Origin of the sequence: Leisingera sp. S232, assembly GCF_049800895.1 — a bacterium.
In the GTDB taxonomy this organism is placed as follows: Bacteria; Pseudomonadota; Alphaproteobacteria; order Rhodobacterales; family Rhodobacteraceae; genus Leisingera.
On the sequence record NZ_JBNAFX010000005.1, the window covers coordinates 115,135 to 129,657 of the forward strand.

At 61.1% G+C, this 14,523-nt stretch carries 14 protein-coding genes; 9 read left to right on the forward strand and 5 right to left on the reverse strand.

The genetic code is table 11. From position 1 onward, the window contains the following. Positions 1-5: 5 nt before the first annotated feature. From ACP151_RS05985 to ACP151_RS06010, 6 genes are all read left to right on the forward strand, one after another. The gene (locus ACP151_RS05985) at positions 6-1,091 is read left to right on the forward strand and encodes a glycosyltransferase family 4 protein (protein WP_424977948.1); all 1,086 of its coding nucleotides are present in this window, start codon (positions 6-8) and stop codon (positions 1,089-1,091) included. Then, positions 1,088-1,675 (forward strand): histidine phosphatase family protein, encoded by a 588-nt coding sequence (locus ACP151_RS05990; protein ID WP_424977949.1) that lies wholly within the window; start codon positions 1,088-1,090, stop codon positions 1,673-1,675. Before ACP151_RS05985 ends, ACP151_RS05990 begins: the two co-directional genes overlap by 4 nt. After that, on the forward strand, positions 1,672-2,808 hold the full coding sequence (locus ACP151_RS05995; protein WP_424977950.1) for a glycosyltransferase family protein: 1,137 nt from the start codon (positions 1,672-1,674) through the stop codon (positions 2,806-2,808). The genes ACP151_RS05990 and ACP151_RS05995 overlap by 4 nt, the downstream gene beginning before the upstream one ends. Then, complete coding sequence (locus ACP151_RS06000; RefSeq protein ID WP_424977951.1) at positions 2,805-3,563, forward strand: polysaccharide deacetylase family protein; 759 nt, start codon at positions 2,805-2,807, stop codon at positions 3,561-3,563. Before ACP151_RS05995 ends, ACP151_RS06000 begins: the two co-directional genes overlap by 4 nt. Further along, positions 3,564-4,043 carry a class I SAM-dependent methyltransferase gene (locus ACP151_RS06005; RefSeq protein ID WP_424977952.1) on the forward strand — a complete coding sequence of 160 codons (480 nt, stop codon included), beginning with the start codon at positions 3,564-3,566 and terminating at the stop codon, positions 4,041-4,043. A 348-nt stretch (positions 4,044-4,391) separates the two neighbouring features. Continuing rightward, the gene (locus ACP151_RS06010) at positions 4,392-5,075 is read left to right on the forward strand and encodes a DUF1045 domain-containing protein (protein WP_424977953.1); all 684 of its coding nucleotides are present in this window, start codon (positions 4,392-4,394) and stop codon (positions 5,073-5,075) included. A gap of 68 nt (positions 5,076-5,143) precedes the next feature. On the opposite strand, the gene ACP151_RS06015 is transcribed toward ACP151_RS06010, so the two are convergent. Genes ACP151_RS06015 through ACP151_RS06025 form a run of 3 tightly spaced genes read right to left on the reverse strand, consistent with a single transcriptional unit; the run spans position 5,144 to position 7,358 of the window. Then, positions 5,144-5,947, reverse strand: a complete 804-nt coding sequence (locus tag ACP151_RS06015; protein WP_424977954.1) for a substrate-binding domain-containing protein — start codon at positions 5,945-5,947, stop codon at positions 5,144-5,146. After that, a complete protein-coding gene (locus tag ACP151_RS06020) occupies positions 5,944-6,654 on the reverse strand; it encodes an ATP-binding cassette domain-containing protein (RefSeq protein ID WP_424977955.1) in 711 nt (236 codons plus the stop codon). The genes ACP151_RS06015 and ACP151_RS06020 overlap by 4 nt, the downstream gene beginning before the upstream one ends. Further along, positions 6,654-7,358, reverse strand: coding sequence for an ABC transporter permease (locus tag ACP151_RS06025; RefSeq protein WP_424977956.1), 705 nt, complete (start codon positions 7,356-7,358; stop codon positions 6,654-6,656). The genes ACP151_RS06020 and ACP151_RS06025 overlap by 1 nt, the downstream gene beginning before the upstream one ends. A gap of 341 nt (positions 7,359-7,699) precedes the next feature. Between ACP151_RS06025 and nadA the strand changes: the two genes are divergently transcribed. From nadA to nadC, 3 genes are read left to right on the forward strand one after another with little or no spacing between them, the layout of a single operon-like run. Beyond that, the gene (gene nadA, locus ACP151_RS06030) at positions 7,700-8,752 is read left to right on the forward strand and encodes a quinolinate synthase NadA (RefSeq protein WP_424977957.1); all 1,053 of its coding nucleotides are present in this window, start codon (positions 7,700-7,702) and stop codon (positions 8,750-8,752) included. A 3-nt stretch (positions 8,753-8,755) separates the two neighbouring features. Further along, complete coding sequence (locus ACP151_RS06035) at positions 8,756-10,312, forward strand: L-aspartate oxidase (protein WP_424977958.1); 1,557 nt, start codon at positions 8,756-8,758, stop codon at positions 10,310-10,312. Next, on the forward strand, positions 10,309-11,163 hold the full coding sequence (nadC, locus tag ACP151_RS06040) for a carboxylating nicotinate-nucleotide diphosphorylase (protein WP_424977959.1): 855 nt from the start codon (positions 10,309-10,311) through the stop codon (positions 11,161-11,163). Before ACP151_RS06035 ends, nadC begins: the two co-directional genes overlap by 4 nt. Positions 11,164-11,212: 49 nt before the next feature. Here the strand turns inward: nadC and ACP151_RS06045 are convergent, their stop codons facing one another. Further along, the gene (locus ACP151_RS06045; protein WP_424977961.1) at positions 11,213-13,198 is read right to left on the reverse strand and encodes a CocE/NonD family hydrolase; all 1,986 of its coding nucleotides are present in this window, start codon (positions 13,196-13,198) and stop codon (positions 11,213-11,215) included. A gap of 137 nt (positions 13,199-13,335) precedes the next feature. Continuing rightward, positions 13,336-14,439 carry a CaiB/BaiF CoA transferase family protein gene (locus tag ACP151_RS06050; protein ID WP_424977962.1) on the reverse strand — a complete coding sequence of 368 codons (1,104 nt, stop codon included), beginning with the start codon at positions 14,437-14,439 and terminating at the stop codon, positions 13,336-13,338. Positions 14,440-14,523: the final 84 nt, after the last annotated feature.

Here is a 14,523-nt window from a genome sequence, read left to right on the forward strand (position 1 = left end):
AACCGATGCAACCGGGAGCCGGAAAGCGGGTCGCCTTCTACGCACCGATGAAGCCGCCGCACCATCCAGTGCCGTCCGGCGACCGCGAAGTTGCCCGCAACTTGATGCATCTTCTGGCTGCCAGCGGCGCCGACGTGCAGCTGGCGTCTGATCTGAGGATCTATGACAAGCACGGCACCCCCCAAAACCAAATCGCCCTGCGCGCCAAAGCGCAAACAGAGACCGCCAATTTGATCGCACAAATGGGGGAGGCGGACCTTTGGGTCACATACCACAACTACTACAAAGCCCCTGATCTGATCGGCCCTGCCGTCGCCCACGCCCGAGGCATCCCCTATGTCCAAATTGAATCCACCCGCGCCAAAAAACGCCTGACCGGCCCATGGACAGAATTCGCCAAGGCCGCGCATTTGGCTGCTGATGCTGCTGACGCGGTGTTTTACTTTACCGAGCAGGACCGCTTTGCCCTGGAGCGCGACCGCTGCGGGAACCAAAGCATCGCTCATTTGCCACCTTTCCTGCCGGTAACGGAACTGCCCGAAGCCTCCGTGTTGGCGGGGCCAATGCTGGCGGCCGGCATGATGCGGGCGGGTGACAAGCTAGCGTCCTATCGCATCATCGCCGAAACCTTGACTTATCTTGCAGGCGATTGGCGCCTGGAGATTGCCGGCGATGGCCCCGCACGTGCAGAAGTCGAAACACTGATGGCTCCCTTTGGCGAAAAAGTCCGCTTCCGTGGCCAGCTGACCCGCACAGAACTGGCCGCAGCCTATGCAAAGGCCAGTCTGTTTCTGTGGCCCGGCGTAAATGAAGCCTTTGGCATGGTCTACCTGGAAGCACAGGCCCATGGCCTGCCCGTCGTCGCCCAGGACCGGCCCGGCGTACGGGACGTGCTGCTTCCCAGGACTTACCCAGCTCCGGAAGGCGGGGCGCCAGCACTTGCATCAATGATCAGTCATCTGCTTGCAAACCCGCCGGTGCGCAACGAAACTGCCCGGGATGCGCGTGAATTCATTTCAAACAGCCATCTCGCACCCGCCGCCGCCAGGCGCTTCTGGGAAACCGTCCTGCCGCTGATGGAGACACCGTGATCCGCCTTGCCCTTCTCCGCCACGGACACACTGACTGGAACCGCGCTGGCCGCATTCAAGGCCGCAGTGACATCCCACTGGACGAGGCAGCCCGCGCGGAACTGCGCAGCTACGCCCTGCCCGCTGGCTGGCAGCAAGCAGAGCTCTGGTCCAGCACTCTGATGCGTGCGTCGGAAACCGCAGAGCTGGTTGCCGGACGAAAACCCCGCACAGCACCCGAACTGATTGAAATGAACTGGGGCGACTGGGAGGGGCTGCATGGCCTGGACTTGAAGGCAGATCCCGGCAGCGGCTTTCGGGATATTGAAAACTGGGGCTGGGATTACCGCCCGCCAGGCGGCGAGACACCGGCAGAGGTATGGGACCGTCTTGAACCCTGGCTTGCCAGCCTGACTCGGGACAGCATTGCTGTCTGCCATATCGGCATCATGCGGATGATACTGGCTCGGGCGCATGGCTGGAACTTTATCGGTCCCGCCCCCTTTCGAATCAAGCGCAACCGTCTGTTCGTCGTGGAGATCAGCGGATCGGGTCTCAATCCTTTGGCGGATCCGGTGCGGCTGCACCGCAGGGATACATTATGAAAGTCCTCATTGCAGTCACACATCTGCTGGGCACCGGCCACTTGGCTCGGGCCTTGACCCTGGCCCGGGCCTTCCTTGCAGCGGACCACAAAGTGCAGGTCGTAACTGGCGGGTTTCCGGCGCCGCATCTCAACGCCGAAGGCATTGAGCTGATTCAGCTGCCACCGCTGCGATCAGATGGCGTGAATTTCACCAGGCTGCTAGCAGAAGACGGTTTACCTGCGAATGCTGACTACTTTTCCCGCCGTCAATCTGCACTTTGTGCTGCCTTGCAGGATTTACAGCCTGACGTGCTGCTGACGGAGCTTTATCCTTTTGGCCGCCGTTCGCTGCGCAAGGAATTTCTGGCGTTGCTGGATGCTGCCTGCGCAATGAAGCAGCGGCCAGTCGTCCTGTCCTCTATTCGCGACATCCTTGCGCCGCCGTCCAATCCCGAAAAAGCAGCAAAAGCCGATGCCATCATCGGGCAGTACTACGACGCGGTTCTGGTGCACTCCGACCCGGGTGCCACCCGGCTGGAAACCAGCTGGCCAGTCTCCAGCATGCTGGCAGAGAAATTACGCTACACCGGCTATGTCGCGCCAGCCGCCGCTGGCCCCCACCCGCTCGCAGCCGGCAAGGGCGAGGTGCTGGTCAGTGCAGGCGGCGGCAGCGTTGGCACGCCGCTTTACCTTTGCGCACTTGAAGCCGCCAGACGGATGCCTGACACGCCTTGGCGGCTGCTGATTGGCGGCGCAGATTCCCGCGAGCGGATTGCGGAATTTGCCAAGGCAGGCTCTCCTGCTCTTTTGGAACCCGCCCGCAAGGACTTCCGGCAGATGCTCTCCCATGCTGCGGCCTCTGTCAGCATGTGCGGCTACAACACAGCGCTGGACCTTCTGCAGGCGGGGACACCGGCCGTTTTGATCCCCTTTGATGCTGGCAATGAGACAGAACAAGGACTGCGGGCCGCCAGTCTCTCTCCCTTGAATGGCATTCAAGTCATCAAGACTGAACAGCTCAACCCAGAGAGGCTATGCGCTGCGGTCAAGGCGGCAATGCAAGCGCCGCCGCGCCTTTCTGGCGGTTTCAGGTTTGACGGAGCCGCCCGGAGTGTGGAGATTGCCGCAGAGCTTACGGGAGGGCGGGGATGACACCGGATTGGAGTAGTCTGGAGCAGGAACTGGAGCAGTGGCAGGACGCAGGCCTTACGCTGCCTCTGTGGTGGCGGGACGACGATGCAATGTCTCAATCAGCAGAACTGGATCGCTTGACAGAGCTGTCTGCTGAACTGGATCTGCCGGTGCATCTGGCCGTGATCCCGCAGGGGGCAACGCCTGACTTGGCCCGCTTTGTTGCCAGCCATCCGCACCTGATCCCTGTGGTTCACGGCTGGGCGCATCAAAACCACGCCCCCGCCGGAGAAAAGAAGGCCGAATTCGGCACGCACCGTCCGCTGGAAGAACTTTTGGACGACGCAGAACACGGCTTGAGCGCATTGCAAGAACTGTTTGGAAACAGCTTGCGTCCGATGTTCGTGCCGCCATGGAACCGGATCTCGCCAGAGATGCTGACCTGGCTTGCCGGGGCCGGGTACACGGCAGTCTCCACCTTCGCCCCCCGCACATCTGCCAAGCCCGCATCTGGACTGCTGCGCGTCAACACCCATCTGGACCCGATTGACTGGAAGGGCGGCCGCGGCCTATTGACTCCGCAGAAACTGATCGCACAAGTAACGCGCCAATTGCGTGACCGGCGGCTGGGTGAGACGGACAACACAGAGCCCTTTGGGCTGCTGACCCATCACCTGGTGCATGACGAAGCCATCTGGTCTTTTACAGCGGCCCTGGCGAAACACCTGCTGGATGGTCCGGGAGAGGCCTGGATCTATGATGAAAGGATGTCCTGAATGAGCCGTCTTGATTCCATGCTGCGCCGTCTAACAGCCCAGCGCGATGGACTGAACTGGGCCGCTGCACAGATCAGTGGAATGGACGGTGACGTCTTGGACATGGGACTTGGCAACGGGCGGACATACGATCACCTGCGCGAAACCCTCCCCGACCGCCGGATCTGGGTAATCGACCGGGTGCTGCAATGCCACCCTTCTTGCATCCCGCCAGAGCAGGATTTCCTGCAGGGCGAAGCACGTCCAATGCTGAAACAGCTGGCCGCCGAAGGACACAAAATTGCTCTGGCACATTACGACTTCGGTTTCGGTGTCAAAGAAAAGGACGTGGCCGAGGCCACCGCCCTGTCGTCGGCCATTGCCAAGGTCATGACACCGGGCGGTGTTATCGTTTCCGGCCAGCCATTGACCGGTTTCGATGAACTCAGCGGGCCCCAGGACATCCCGCCCGGGCGTTACATGTTTTACCGCTCAGGCTGATCGACGTTCGCCCAGACTAGGAACAAGCCACACTTACGGCGCGGCTCCGCAGGCGTGGTTGCATTTTCCATCAGGTCAAGTTCCATCAGGTCAAGTGACGCGCAGCCCCCGCGCGACCAGCCGCGGCGGAGGGCCAGAGGCCTGCCTTGATGATCATGCCACAGGCTTTTCCGGCTCCAGCCGCCCGCTGTCAGCTCATCCTCGGCGACATGTCCCGAAGGCGACCGGCCGCAGATCAGGCGCAGACTTCAGCCGACAGAACAAGCGTGGCATTGGCAAGGATCCATTCATCTGTCATCTGAACTTCACATCTTTCAAGACATGTAAGGCCACGCCGAGGAGGCCAACGTGACATTCACGCGATATGCGATCTATTACGCCCCACCCGCCGATGCGGACTGGAGCCGGTTTGCTGCCAGCTGGCTGGGCTGGGACATGGACACAGGTAGGACTCTGGCACACCCGACAGGGACCGGGCTGGATGTCGCTGCCATCACGGCCGTACCGGGCAGATACGGGCTGCACGCAACGATGAAACCTCCGATGCGCCTTGCGGATGGTCAGGCGCAATCCGGGCTGGAAGATGCCTGTGCTGCATTGGCGGCCACCCTGGGGCCTGTTGCGCTAGACGGACTGCAACTGGCCCGGTTCGGCCGATTTCTGGCTCTGCGTCCAGCCGGGGATCAGACTGCGTTGAAAACACTGGCTGCTGCCTGCGTCACAGAACTCGACCAATTCCGCGCGCCTGCGCCCAAAGCCGAGCTGGACCGCCGCCGCACCATTGGCCTGACACCGCAACAGGAAGCGAACCTTACCCGCTGGGGCTATCCTCATGTGCTGGACCAGTTCCGCTTTCACATCACTCTGACAGGCCGGCTGCCCAAGCCAGAACTGCCTGCGGTGGAGGAAATACTGAACACACATCTTGTGCCGCTTCTGCCCGCCCCATTTGAAATCCGGGATCTGGCGCTAGTGGGCGAGGCCGATGACGGTAAGTTCCATCTGATCCACCGCTATCCCCTGTCCGGTTAAAGCGCGGCCCACCCCGGCTGTTCGGCGTATCCCTGACAGCCGGAATGGGCAGGTGTCACCCTGACGCGTTACTGCTCAGCGTTGAAAACAAACAGCGCTTCTCCATTGATCATATAGGTGTTGATCAACATTTTGGCCTTGTCGGAAACCAGCCATTCTTCCAGACGCGTGGCCAGCCCGTCTTTTACGTGACTATGCATCTGGGGATTCACCGGGATAAAGGCGTATTGGTTGAACAGAACCGGATCACCCGCGAAAAGAAGCGCCAGCCCGCCTTTGTTGCCAAAGTTCAGCCAGCTCGCCCGGTCTGACATGATGTAGCCATCCATACCCGAAGCCGTATTGAGAGCCGCCCCCATGCCGGCGCCGACTGCGCGGTACCAAGGACCGAAAGCCTCGGTATTCAACCCGGCAGACGCCCACAGGTTCAGCTCTTTCTTATGCGTGCCGCTGTCATCACCGCGACTGACAAAGGACGCTTCAGCATTTGCAATCCTCTTCAGCGCCTCCGCAGCATCTTCAGCATCTGCTATGCTAGCTGCATCCTCTTTGGGTCCGATGAACACAAAATCATTGTACATGATTTCGCGTCGGTGGGTGCCATGCCCAGCCGCCAGGAACGCCTCCTCAGCATTCTTCGAATGCACCAGAATCGCATCCACGTCTCCCGCTTCACCCAAGCGGATCGCCTGGCCGGTCCCAACAACCAGCAAGTGCACGTCCAGATTCAGATCTTTCTTGATTTCCGGCAGCAGCACCTCTGCCAGGCCGGAATTGTGGAATGAAGTGGTCACCGCCATCTTCATCTCTTCCGCCAAACCGGCCGTGGCCAGCGCTGCGGTGGCAGCAGCAGCCAAAATCAAACGTTTCATTCGACAATATCTCCGTTCAGAAATGCGCGTCCCTGAGAGGTTCCGGGCCCAGCAAAAAAAGGTTTCGCCGGGCTGAATTCGTGAATGCGGCCGCCAAGGACAAAGATCACCTCATCTGCCAGCCGCCGGGCCTGCCCCATGTTGTGGGTGGACATGATCAGCCTGGTGCCATTGTCCGAAGCTTGCGCCAGGATTTCTTCGATCTCGCGGGTGGCGCGGCCGTCAAGAGCCGCGCAGGGTTCATCGAGAAACAGAACATCCGGTTCTCGGACAAGCGCGCGTGCCAGCGCCAGTTTCTGCCGTTCGCCCCCTGAAAGCATGGTGGCCTGACGCTGCAGGATCTCTCCCAGCCCAACCCGAGAGGCCCAATCCGCCGCCCGTTCCCGCGCGTCCTTGCGCCCCACGCCGGTCAGCCGCAAAGGGTAGGCGACATTGTCGATCACCGTGCGCCGCAGCATCACCGGGGTCTGGAACACAAAGGCCTGCCGCTTCTGCGCTTCCTCCAGCGGACAGGCCCAATTGAGGCTGCCGCCATTCATCCGCACGATCCCGTGCAGCATCTTCAGCAGCGTTGTCTTGCCCGCACCGTTGGGGCCAATCACAATCGACGTCCCCTGCCCGCCCAAAGTCAGGTCAACCGGACCAACCAGCACCTTGCCGCGGCGGCGCACCTGCGCGCCTTTGGCTACCAGCGGGAACATCTGCATCACCAGCGCCCCTCGCTCTCGGTACGGCCCAGCCAATGGATGCACAGGTTCACCGCAATCGCCAAGGCGATCAGCACAAAGCCCAGACCCAGCGCCATGGCGAACTCACCCTTGCCGGTCTCCAACGCAATCGCCGTCGTCAGCACACGGGTGGCATGATCGATATTGCCGCCCACCACCATAATCGCCCCGACTTCTCCAATGGCCCGGCCAAAGCCCGCAAGCGCCGCCGTCAGCAGCGCCCGCCGCCCGTCCCACAGCAATGCCTGGATGCGCTGCAGCTGGGTTGCATTCATCGAGATCAGCAAATCGTGATAGTCGCTCCACAGTTCCCTGAGCGACTGATGGGCAATAGAGGCCACCAGCGGCACCACGATGATCACTTGTGCAATGATCATAGCCGTGGGCGTAAACAGCAGGCCGAATACTCCAAACGGCCCGGCACGCGACAGAAACACATAGACGACCAAGCCAACCACCACCGGTGGCAGCCCCATCAACGCATTCAGAACAGCAATTGTGGCCCGGCGCGCCCGGAACCGGCGCACCGCCAGAAAGGCCGCCAGCGGCAAGGCGATCACACAGGCAATGGCCAGCGCTGTCAGAGTCACCCGCAGCGACCGCAGGGTAATTTCCACCAGATCCGCGTCCAGTGTGACCAGCAACCAGAAGGCCTGGCTCAGTCCTGCCCACAGATCATCCATCCCGCCCGGCTTGCTCCCTTCGGCCCTAACGCTTGCGCGGTCTAACACCTGCTGCCCGATTTCAAAATCACAGGACAAGGCATTGGAACAGTCAAAAACGGCAGGCCACTGGAAAATGGCTGCTTTGACCATCATATTTCAACTGTCCGCCGCCTGCAGCGGACAAAAAAGCCCGCCTGCCGCACTAACAGATGGCAAAGGCTCAAAAAACCTTGCCGACTGTTAGCGCCAAATCACCGCATTTGGCTGCAAATCCGCCTGCACGCGCTTGCGTGCGCGATATGAACGTGAAACAAACCGCGCCCAAAGTGTCACCCCGGATGCAACTTTGAGGAAACGCCATGTTCGACCTGCAATCCATGCGGGATCAGCTCGCCAACCATTATGATTTGGCGCCGAATCCGGCTCTTGCCGAGAAAATGGCAGACATTTATGGCCGAATGGACCGGGTCGTGAACCCTGTCGAATGGGTCACCCATGCGCCTTATGTTGCGGCGATTCTAGAACTGAAAAAGCAGCGCAATGCGGTGATCCTGGCGCATAACTACATGACGCCGGAAATTTACCACGGCATCTCGGACGTAGTTGGCGACAGCCTGCAGCTGGCGATCGAGGCCACCCGTGTCGAGGCTGACGTGATTGTGCAATGCGGCGTTCACTTCATGGCCGAAACCTCCAAGATCCTCAGCCCGGACAAAACCGTTCTGATCCCCGATATGGAGGCTGGCTGTTCGCTGGCGGAATCGATCACCGCCGAGGGTGTTGCAGAGATGCGCCGCCGCTACCCCGGCGCACCAGTGGTCACCTATGTGAACACCACCGCCGAGGTGAAGGCAGCCTCTGACATCTGCTGCACTTCCTCCAACGCAGCCCAGATTGTGGCCGCACTGGAAGAAGACACCATCATCATGACCCCGGACCAGTATCTGGCGCAGAACATCGCCAATCTGGTGCCGCAAAAGAACATCGTCTGGTGGGAAGGCTCCTGCATCGTGCACGAGCAGTACACTGCCCAGGATCTGCGCGATTTCCGCGAATGGAATCCGGGCACCCGCCTGATCGCCCACCCGGAATGCCCCCCGGATGTAGTGGCCGAGGCAGACTTCTCTGGCTCCACCAGCGGCATCGTCAAATATGTGACCGACGAAAAGCCGGAAAAGGCGCTGCTGATCACCGAATGCTCGATGGCGTCGAACATTGCCGACCAACTGCCTGAGGTGGAATTCGTCGGCCCCTGCAACATGTGCCCCTACATGAAAAAGATCACCCTGGAGAAGATCCTGTGGTCGCTGCACACCATGTCCGAACCGGTCGAGGTCGATCCAGTAGTGGCCGACAAGGCGCGCATTGCGGTGCAGCGGATGATCGACCTCAGCCAGAAACTGGGCATCTGACCAGTGATTGAAACCGGCCGTATCGTTATTGCCGGCGCAGGTCTGGGCGCACTTTACGCCGCACTTGAACTGGCGCCGCGACCGGTGCTGGTGATCTCGCCGGAAACTCTGGGCGAAGGGGCAAGCTCTGCCTGGGCGCAGGGCGGCGTTGCTGCGGCGATGGCAAACACGGATACACCCGAAGCCCATGCGGGCGACACTCTGCTGGCTGGTGCTGGCACCGTCGACGCAGAGGTTGCCGCGATGGTCACCCGGCTGGCCCGCGAACACATCCTTGACCTGACAGAGCTTGGCACGCCCTTCGACCGCGACCCCGACGGAAACTATGTGATGAGCCGCGAAGCCGCCCATTCCGCCGCCCGCGTGGTGCGGGTGAAAGGCGATCAGGCCGGTGATCGGATCATGCAATCGCTGATTACCGCCGTGCAGGCCGAGCCCTCAATCCAAGTGCTGGAAAACACCCAAGCCGTACGGCTGGAAACAGAAGGGCAAGCCGTCACCGGCATCTGGATCAGCCGCGCCGATGCCGCTTCCGCTTCGGTGCTGATCAAATGCCCCGGTGTGCTTCTGGCAGGCGGCGGCTCTTGCGGGCTTTTTGCCCACACAACCAATCCGCCCCGCATCCGCGGCCAGGTGATCGGCTTTGCCGCCCGTGCCGGCGCCCGCATCGCTGACCCCGAATTCGTGCAATTCCACCCCACCGCTTTTGATATCGGCGAAGATCCGGCTCCGCTGGCCACCGAAGCTCTGCGCGGCGAGGGTGCGGTCCTGATCAACGCGGATGGCGAGCGTTTTATGGTCTCGGCGCACCCGGATGCTGAACTAGCTCCCCGTGATATTGTCGCCCGCGCGATCTTTGCCGAAACACAAGGCGGCCGCCGCCCGATGCTCGACACCCGCGAGGCCCTTGGCGCCGAGGTTCTGACCCGGTTCCCCACCGTCGCCGAAACCTGCACCCGCGCAGGCATCGACCCGGTGGCACAGCCGATCCCCGTTGCCGTCGCCGCCCATTATCACATGGGCGGTGTCGAGGCCGATCTTCAGGGCCGCACCAGCCTGGCCAACCTCTGGGTCTGCGGCGAAGCCTCTTCTACCGGCTTGCACGGCGCCAACCGGCTTGCATCAAACGGCCTGCTGGAAGCGCTGGTCTATGCCCGTAACGCAGCGCAGGATATCGGCGGCCTGGACCTGCCTGCAACAGCCGACGAGATCCGCCCAAAGTTTCCGGAAGGCGGCCAGGAACTTGCCTCCGCCGCTGTGAAATCCCTGCGCGAAGCCATGACCGCCCATGCGGGCGTCCGGCGTACGGCTTCTGGCCTAAAACAGGCACTCGCCACCATCGCCCGGCTTGAGGATGAACAGGCCACAGACGAGAACTTCCTCAATATGTGCGCCACCGCCACGCTGATCGCTGCGGCTGCGCTCAAACGTGAGGAAAGCCGCGGCGGCCACTTCCGCGACGACTTCCCCGAGACCGACCCGGCACAGGCGCATCGCACCCGCCTCACCCTGAATGAGGCCATGGCCATTCGCGCCAAGGTTCAAGAGGAGCTGACATGAGCACCCAATTCGCCACCCTGCCCGATCTGATCCTGGAACCGATGGTGCGATCCGCACTGATGGAAGATCTGGGCCAGAACGGCGACGTCACCACCCGCGCGGTGATCCCGGCTTCTGCCACCTATTCCGCCCGGCTGAACGCCCGCGAGGCCGGCGTGGTCTCCGGCATGCAGATCGCCCGCATTGCGTTCCACTTGGTAGATGCCGGGCTGAAGATCGAAACTCTCCTGCCCGATGGCTCATCTTGCAAAAAGGGCGACACGCTGATGACCATCGAAGGCTCAGCCGCTTCGATCCTGTCAGGTGAACGCGTGGCGCTGAACTTTGCCGGGCGCCTCACCGGCATCGCTACCCTGACTGCCGCATTCGTCGCCGAGACCAAAGATACTGCCACCCGCATCACCTGCACCCGCAAGACCACGCCGGGTCTGCGGATTGCCGAGAAACAGGCCGTGCTGCACGGCGGCGGCTACAATCACCGTTTCGGCCTGTCGGATGCGATCCTGATCAAGGATAACCATATCGCTGCCGCAGGCGGTGCGCGCGCCGTTCTCGAGGCCGCCAAGGCCTCTGTCAGCCACATGATGAAGGTGGAGATCGAAGTCGACACCCTGGACCAGCTGGCGGAGGTCATCACTACTGGCGGTGCCGATGTGGTGCTTCTGGACAATATGGACACCCCCACCCTGATCAAGGCCGTGGAAATGGCCAAGGGCCACGTGATGACCGAAGCCTCCGGCAACATGCGGCTGGAACGTATCGCCGAAGTGGCCGCCACCGGGGTTGATTATATTTCCTCCGGCGCGCTCACCCATTCGGCCTGCACATTGGATCTGGGCCTCGACTTCTGATCCTGGAGGTCCGGGCGATTTCCCGGGCCTCAACAGCGCCCAGCAGCTTTTACAGAAGCCCGCGCGGAATGGTCTCCTGCCACTCTTTGCTCAGCACAACTTCCTTGCTGGCACCTTCATAGGCAGTGACCCTGCGCCAGAGGTAGAAGTTCTCCCTATCGCAGGTCATCTTGTTCTCGGTATCGATTGAGACCTGCCAACTGCCGCGCTCGAACTCGAAATTCCAGTTGCTGGCAAAGGCAGCCGTCGCCGGGTCATCGGGATGCACCTCATAGTGCATCGCAACATGGCTGCCAACGCACATGCCATGATATGGATCCACGGATTTGCCATAGTCGTCAAAGGTGTCCAGCACCAGCGCCCCATCCTCGCGGGTCCAGGTCTTGGAGCTGCCGCCTGCCTCTCGCAGGTTCCCCGATTTCAGCAGCGGGTAGTCGCGCGGCGGCCCGGGGTTTTGCGGATCGATTTCCACCGCAACCCTGCGTTCCGGCAACACCAGCGTACAGCCTTCCAAATGCAGCGTCACTTCCGCGGCTTCTGGCGCAGGCCAGACAATCGGCCAATAAGACGTTGACAGCGCCAGCCGCAGCACATGCCCTGGCTGCAGGCGGTGGGCGCATTCGTTGAGTTCAATCTCCGCCTCGTAACGCTCTCCGGGCACCAGAATCTCCGGCGCCTCGAACCCGTTCCGGCAGGCGAGGTTCAGCGCCCTGAAGGTAATCCGCTGCGACACGCCCTCGGGCGATACATCGCACAGCCGCGCCGCCAGTTGCGCAACCGGCTTGTCCACCGAGAAGGCAATCTTCACCCGCGGCCGGCCCAGCAATTCCAGCGGCACCGCCAAAGGCGCCGTGTCAAAACAGGCAGACAATCTGTCATCCCCGGCCTGATCACCTGCCAGTTCATTGTCAAACCGCATACCGGGACAGAAATAACCGCCCGCCTGCCCCACCGTTGCCGGGCTGCTGACCACCACTGTGCCGCTTGTGGCGCCTTCTGCCAGCTCAGCTTCCCCCAGATGCATCACCCGTTCCTGCACATTGGGAGAGGGCCAAGCGGCCTCTGCTGCCCAGCGCCCCTGGCGCGGCTTGTTCTGCATGGTCGGGTTGAAATGCTCCTGAATATAGACGCGGTAGTCCGGCAGATCGTCTGCCCCTGTCTCTTCACCTTTCAGCCATTTGCCGAACCAGGCCAGCACCTCGCCATGGAAATCCGCCGGGTCCAGCTTGGCAATATGGGCATAACGGTGCTCCCACGGGCCGATCATCGCTTTGGCGGGAACTGTCAGATTTGCCGCCAGCGCGGGCGGCGCGTTCACATAGGCATCTGCCCAGCCGGTGATCGCCAGCACCGGCGCCTGGATGGCGCTCCAATCCTCGCAGACCGAGCCATGTTTCCAGAACCCCCCGCGTGTCTGCCGCCGCAGCCATTCTGCCGACATAAACGGCATATCTTCGATCCGCCTGATCCAATCCTCGCGCCAGTCCGGCCGGTGCTCCGGATCTGCAGGGCGGGACTGATAGGCAAACATCTGGCTGCCCCAATTGGCATTGTCGCTGAGCAGGCAACCGCCCATGTAATGAATATCGTCAGCATAGCGGTCCACGGTTGAGGCCACCGAGACCACTGCCTTCAACGCTTCGGGGCGGCGGCACGCCAGCTGCAGCCCGTTGAAACCGCCCCAGCTGATGCCGATCATGCCGATACTGCCAGTGCACCAGGGCTGCGCCGCAATCCATTGCAGCACCGCCTCGCCATCACTCAGCTCCTGCTCGGAGTATTCATCATCAAACACCCCTTCGCTGTCACCGGTGCCGGCGATGTCCACCCGCAGGCAGGCATAGCCTTCGGAGGCAAAGACGGTATGCGTGGTCTCGTCCCGCGGTGCGGTTCCGTCACGCTTGCGATAGGGCAGATACTCCAGGATCGCCGGAAACGTTCCCTCATGTTCGGGCAGCCACATTCGGGCGGCAAGCCTGCGCCCATCGGGCAGCGGGATCCAAGTATTTTCAATAATGCGGCACGCTCCGGCCATAGGCTGTTCCTTTGGTTGTTTTTGCGCCCAGCTGTGTCCGCATTTTCACCCAAACCACGGCCGCTGCAAAGTGTGCTTTCTCACGCCAATGCAATCGCAGCCACAGCTTTGCGGAAACGCGATGATTGATGCGGCAGCTATTCCGGCAGTTTCGGCGCTGTTTTTTCCAGCGCAAGCTCCGCATCGGAAAACTTCCATGGCCCGCGCACACCCGGCACGCCTTCTGGCGCTATTTGCATTTGTCTGTGTCTCATCTGCGGATCCTCAAATGCCTGGCTGATTGTGTTGATTGGACCCGCTGGCACGGTTGCCGCCTCCAGCGCCGACAGGAGCTCGGCTTGTGTCCATCCGAGCAGGGCTGCTTCCAGAAGAGCCGTCAGCTCTTGGCGGTTTGCCACCCGCAACTGGTTGGTCAGAAATCGCCTGTCGGATTTCAATTCAGCCAACCCAAGGACGTCACACAGCCGTTGAAACTGGCCGTCGTTCCCAACCGCCAGGATCACATGGCCGTCACTGACCGCCATGACCTGATAAGGTGCGATATTCGGGTGGTCATTTCCCAGCCGTTGCGGACTTTCCCCGGTCGCCAGATAGTTCATCGCCTGATTTGCCAGCAAAGCCGTGGCGCAATCCATCAAGGACATGTCCAGATGCTGGCCGCGCCCGGTTGTGTGCCGCTGTTCCACCGCCGCAAGAATACCGATTGTGCCATAGAGCCCTGTTACAATATCCGTAATCGCGACCCCGACTTTCTGCGGCTGTCCGTTTGGTTCACCGGTGATTGACATCAGCCCGGACATCCCTTGCAGCAAGAAGTCATAACCGGCACGCGCCGCATAAGGGCCGTCCTGACCAAAACCTGTCACGGAACAATAGATCAGCCGGGGATTGATCTTTGAGAGCGTGTCGTAGTCCAGCCCGTATTTCTTCAGCCCGCCCACCTTGAAGTTCTCGATCAGAATATCAGCATCCTGGATCAGACCGATTACCACCTGTCTGCCCTCTTCAGTGCGGAAATCGGCGGTAACACACGCCTTGCCCCGGTTGGCGGCATAGAAGTAAGCCGCCGACCTGTCACCGTCCCGCTCGATGAATGGTGGCCCCCATTTGCGAGTGTCATCGCCATCTGGACTTTCCACTTTGACCACATCTGCACCCAGATCCGCGAGTGACTGTCCAATCCAGGGCCCCGCAAGGATACGCGCAAGTTCCACCACTTTAAGGCCTGCCAGCGGGCTCATGACCATTCCTTTCGAACAGATAACGCATTCGCTCCGCCATACTTAGCCGCTGTGGCCCGTCCGGGCAATATTTGATCAAATTTA

What these genes read in the sequence shown, in the direction of transcription:
- ACP151_RS05985 (WP_424977948.1), top strand. Translation starts at nt 6, where the DNA reads ATGCAACCGGGAGCCGGAAAGCGGGTCGCCTTCTACGCACCGATGAAG.
- ACP151_RS05995 (WP_424977950.1), top strand. Translation starts at nt 1,672, where the DNA reads ATGAAAGTCCTCATTGCAGTCACACATCTGCTGGGCACCGGCCACTTG.
- ACP151_RS06000 (WP_424977951.1), top strand. Translation starts at nt 2,805, where the DNA reads ATGACACCGGATTGGAGTAGTCTGGAGCAGGAACTGGAGCAGTGGCAG.
- ACP151_RS06005 (WP_424977952.1), top strand. Translation starts at nt 3,564, where the DNA reads ATGAGCCGTCTTGATTCCATGCTGCGCCGTCTAACAGCCCAGCGCGAT.
- ACP151_RS06015 (WP_424977954.1), bottom strand. Translation starts at nt 5,947, where the DNA reads ATGAAACGTTTGATTTTGGCTGCTGCTGCCACCGCAGCGCTGGCCACG.
- ACP151_RS06020 (WP_424977955.1), bottom strand. Translation starts at nt 6,654, where the DNA reads ATGCAGATGTTCCCGCTGGTAGCCAAAGGCGCGCAGGTGCGCCGCCGC.
- ACP151_RS06025 (WP_424977956.1), bottom strand. Translation starts at nt 7,358, where the DNA reads ATGGATGATCTGTGGGCAGGACTGAGCCAGGCCTTCTGGTTGCTGGTC.
- nadA (WP_424977957.1), top strand. Translation starts at nt 7,700, where the DNA reads ATGTTCGACCTGCAATCCATGCGGGATCAGCTCGCCAACCATTATGAT.
- nadC (WP_424977959.1), top strand. Translation starts at nt 10,309, where the DNA reads ATGAGCACCCAATTCGCCACCCTGCCCGATCTGATCCTGGAACCGATG.
- ACP151_RS06045 (WP_424977961.1), bottom strand. Translation starts at nt 13,198, where the DNA reads ATGGCCGGAGCGTGCCGCATTATTGAAAATACTTGGATCCCGCTGCCC.
- ACP151_RS06050 (WP_424977962.1), bottom strand. Translation starts at nt 14,439, where the DNA reads ATGAGCCCGCTGGCAGGCCTTAAAGTGGTGGAACTTGCGCGTATCCTT.